Origin of the sequence: Rhodovulum visakhapatnamense (assembly GCF_004365965.1) — a bacterium.
GTDB lineage: Bacteria > Pseudomonadota > Alphaproteobacteria > Rhodobacterales > Rhodobacteraceae > Rhodovulum > Rhodovulum visakhapatnamense.
The window spans coordinates 1-3,891 of the sequence record NZ_SOEB01000063.1 but is presented as its reverse complement, the minus strand read 5'-3'; the positions used below and the strand labels follow the sequence as shown (position 1 = coordinate 3,891).

2 protein-coding genes, 1 tRNA gene and 2 pseudogenes are annotated in these 3,891 nt (G+C 64.4%); 3 read left to right on the top strand and 2 right to left on the bottom strand.

Annotation, left to right across the window (positions count from 1 at the left end):
- From EV657_RS21170 to EV657_RS21160, 3 genes and pseudogenes are all read left to right on the top strand, one after another.
- Nucleotides 1-87, top strand: a pseudogene (locus tag EV657_RS21170) (IS5/IS1182 family transposase); the annotation flags it as partial.
- 230 nt (nucleotides 88-317) lie between these two features.
- Complete coding sequence (gene lon / locus EV657_RS21165) at nucleotides 318-2,729, top strand: endopeptidase La (protein WP_075786948.1); 2,412 nt, start codon at nucleotides 318-320, stop codon at nucleotides 2,727-2,729.
- A gap of 167 nt (nucleotides 2,730-2,896) precedes the next feature.
- Nucleotides 2,897-2,971, top strand: a tRNA-Val gene (locus tag EV657_RS21160).
- Here EV657_RS21160 and EV657_RS22440 read toward each other — a convergent pair.
- Nucleotides 2,942-3,283, bottom strand: a complete 342-nt coding sequence (locus tag EV657_RS22440) for a tyrosine-type recombinase/integrase (protein ID WP_243837778.1) — start codon at nucleotides 3,281-3,283, stop codon at nucleotides 2,942-2,944. The two genes, EV657_RS21160 and EV657_RS22440, sit on opposite strands and share 30 nt — an antisense overlap.
- A gap of 16 nt (nucleotides 3,284-3,299) precedes the next feature.
- Nucleotides 3,300-3,891 (bottom strand): annotated as a pseudogene (locus EV657_RS22435) (hypothetical protein); the annotation flags it as partial.

Here is a 3,891-nt window from a genome sequence, read left to right as displayed (position 1 = left end):
ACCCGCTACGACAAGACCGCTGAGAGCTTCCTCGGCTTCATTGACATCACGTCGATCCGTCTCTGGGTCCGCCATTTGTCAACATGACCTAGGCGGGGGCGCCGTTGATGGCGGGTTTACCCTGGCGGGGCTTTGCCCGGACGGGGGCCGTCTCGGCGCTTGCGCCGGGGGCGCCGGGCGGGCATTCTGGACCCTGGAACATGGCGGGCATGTTGAATTGGCGACCAATTGCCCCAGATAATGACAGCAGACCGGGGACGGCCATGCGCTGCCGATGATCGGGGCCGGTAGCCGTCCAGCGAACCTAAGGATACCTCATGCCCGAGCATATCAGCTCTTCCTATCCCGTCCTTCCGCTGCGCGATATCGTGGTCTTCCCCCACATGATCGTGCCGCTCTTCGTCGGCCGCGAGAAATCCGTCCGTGCGCTCGAAGAGGTGATGCAGGACGACAAACAGATCCTTCTGTCGGCGCAGATCGACCCGGCGGTGGACGAACCCACGACCGAGGGCATCTACCGGACCGGCGTGCTGGCCAATGTGCTGCAACTGCTCAAGCTGCCCGACGGCACCGTCAAGGTGCTGGTCGAGGGCAAGACGCGGGTGCGCACCACCGGCTATCTCGACAATCCGTCCTTCTTCGAGGCGAGTTGCGAGCCGCTGTCCGAGGAACTGGGCGACGAGGAGGTTGTCGAGGCGCTGCTGCGCTCGGTCGGCGCCGAGTTCGAGCGCTATGCCAAGGTCAAGAAGAACATCCCCGAAGAGGCGCTGTCGGCGGTCGCCGATACCCGCGAACCGGCCAAGCTGGCCGATTTGGTCGCGGGCCATCTTGGCGTCGAGGTCGCGCAGAAGCAGGAGCTTCTGGAAACGCTGACCGTCGCCGCGCGGCTGGAGAAGGTCTATGGCCTGATGCAGGGCGAGATGTCGGTCCTGCAGGTCGAGAAGAAGATCAAGACCCGCGTCAAGTCGCAGATGGAGCGGACCCAGCGCGAATATTATCTGAACGAGCAGATGAAGGCGATCCAGCGCGAGCTGGGCGATGGCGATGACGGCCAGAACGAGATCGCCGAGCTGGAAGAACGGATCGCCGGCATCAAGCTGTCGAAGGAAGCCTCCGAGAAGGTCGCGGCCGAGGTCAAGAAGCTGAAGTCGATGTCGCCGATGTCGGCCGAGGCGACGGTCGTGCGCAACTATCTCGACTGGATCCTGTCGCTGCCCTGGGGCGTGAAATCGCGGGTCAAGAAGGACCTGACGGCGGCCGAGAAGGTTCTGGACAACGACCATTACGGGCTTGAGAAGGTCAAGGAACGGATCGTCGAATATCTGGCGGTGCAACAGCGCAGCCAGAAGCTGAAAGGCCCGATCCTCTGCCTCGTCGGCCCGCCCGGTGTCGGCAAGACCTCGCTTGGCAAGTCGGTGGCGCGGGCGACGGGACGCGAATTCATCCGCATCAGCCTGGGCGGCGTGCGCGACGAATCCGAGATCCGCGGCCACCGGCGGACCTATATCGGTTCGATGCCGGGCAAGATCATCCAGGCGATGAAGAAGGCCAAGACCACCAACCCGCTGATCCTGCTCGACGAGATCGACAAGATGGGGCAGGATTTCCGCGGCGACCCGGCCTCGGCCATGCTGGAGGTGCTGGACCCCGAACAGAACGCGACCTTCGTCGATCACTATCTCGAGGTCGAATATGACCTCTCGAACGTGATGTTCCTGACCACGGCCAACAGCTACAACATGCCGGGGCCGCTTCTGGACCGGATGGAGATCATCAGCCTCGCGGGCTACACCGAGGACGAGAAGCGCGAGATCGCCGAACGTCACCTGGTGCCCAAGCAGATGAAGAACCACGGGCTGAAGGCGAAGGAATTCGAGCTGACGCCCGAGGCGCTGACCGAGATCATCCGCCGCTATACCCGCGAGGCGGGGGTGCGGAACCTCGAACGCGAGATCGCCAAGCTGGGCCGGAAGGCGGTGACCAAGCTGATCAAGAAGGAGACCGACAAGGTCACCATCGGGCCGGATGTCCTCGAGGACTATCTGGGCGTCAAGAAGTACCGCTACGGTCTGGCCGAGAAGGAAGACCAGATCGGCGTCGTGACGGGGCTGGCCTGGACCTCGGTCGGGGGGGATCTTCTGTCGATCGAGGCGCTCAAGCTGCCGGGCAAGGGCCGGATGAAGACCACCGGCAAGCTCGGCGACGTGATGAAGGAATCGATCGATGCCGCGTCGAGCTATGTCCGTTCCATCGCGCCCGATATCGGCTTCAAGCCGCCGCGCTTCGACAAGATCGACATCCACGTCCACGTGCCCGAGGGTGCCACGCCCAAGGACGGGCCGTCGGCCGGGGTGGCGATGGTGACCTCGATCGTGTCGGTGCTGACCCAGATCCCGGTTCGCAAGGATATCGCGATGACCGGCGAGGTGACGCTGCGCGGCAATGTGCTGGCCATCGGCGGGCTCAAGGAGAAACTGCTGGCGGCACTCCGAGGCGGGATCAAGACGGTGCTCATTCCCGAAGAGAACGAGAAGGACCTGCGCGAGATCCCCGACAACGTGAAGGAGGGGCTGACGATCATTCCGGTCGCCCATGTGCGCGAGGTTCTGAAACAGGCCTTGGTGCGCGAACCCGAGCCCATCGAATGGGACGAAGCCGCCGAGGAGGCCGCAGCGGCCGCCGCCGCCAAGGCCTCGGGCGGCGAAACTGCGGGGCAGGTCGCGCACTGACGCGGCAACGTCCGGCACCGTCCATGACAAGGGGCGCGCCCGGGAGGGCGCGTCTTTTCGTTTCCGGCCTTTGGGCCGGGGGCAGCGCGGGCGCCCGAAAAAAGCCGAAGCCAATTCGCCCCGACCCTCTTGCAAAGCGCGGCACGGGCGGATAACAAGCGCGCCACGGGTGATTAGCTCAGCGGTAGAGCGCTTCGTTCACATCGAAGATGTCAGGAGTTCGAATCTCTTATCACCCACCATATTCTCAATGGCTTATGGCGTTTTTGCGAAGTGCCCCGGGGTCCGTGAACCTTTTGGAGCTTCGTGACGTCCAGAACGTCGGCCGCGCGGCGCAGGTGGGTCGGAGAGGATCTGGCGTAAACGCGCCCGGTGACTGAGACGTTGGAATGCCCCAGATACTGGGTGATCTCGCTCGTCGGAACGCCCGCCTCGGCCATATGGACAGCTGCGGTGTGCCGGAGCACCTGCGGGGACACGTCCTTGAGGCCTGCCGAGGCGACCGCCCGCTGGAACCCCTTGCGGATCGATTTCACCGGACCCCCCCGTTCCATTCGATGACCTGATCGCTCAGGGCGCCTCTTTCGCGGCGGTCAGCGCGGCCCGCGCGCCGGACTTCATCGGGACCACGGCACGACCCTTTCTCGGACCCGTGGTATCCCGGCGCAGATCGATCTGACCTCGTCTCATGTCCACACGATCCCAGGCAAGTTCCAGGACTGCCGTCACGCGCGCTGCGGTGGAGAGCATCAGGGTGATCGCAGGCGCGATATGCGGTTCGCAGTCGGCGGCCAGCAGCCGGCCGATTTCCACATGCGTCAGGTGGCGATCACGCGGAGAGGGCTTCGGCGGCCTTTCAATGCATGGCGAGAACTCGATCATGCGCATCCTTGCCGCCCCGTTGAGCGCCGTGCGCAGGTGTCCCGGTTCTGTCCAGGATGAGCCGTCGCCGATCCCGGCCGCACGGCGCGCTGCGGTGTAGGCGCGGCATCTCTGGGTCGAAATCCGGTCGGGGCGATGCGCGCCGAAATGGGCCAGGATCGGCTTCCCGGTCCAGCGCATGGTTGTGACCTGCCCCCCGGTCGTCCCTCGTTCATAACGAGAGTCCTTGGGGTTGTGCCCTGCTCCCCAACCTTGGACCGCGGGAAGTTGGATTTTTCCG

Bases quoted from the DNA above. Each gene is read 5' to 3' on its own strand.
- lon (WP_075786948.1), top strand. From the start codon at position 318: ATGCCCGAGCATATCAGCTCTTCCTATCCCGTCCTTCCGCTGCGCGAT.
- EV657_RS22440 (WP_243837778.1), bottom strand. From the start codon at position 3,283: ATGGAACGGGGGGGTCCGGTGAAATCGATCCGCAAGGGGTTCCAGCGG.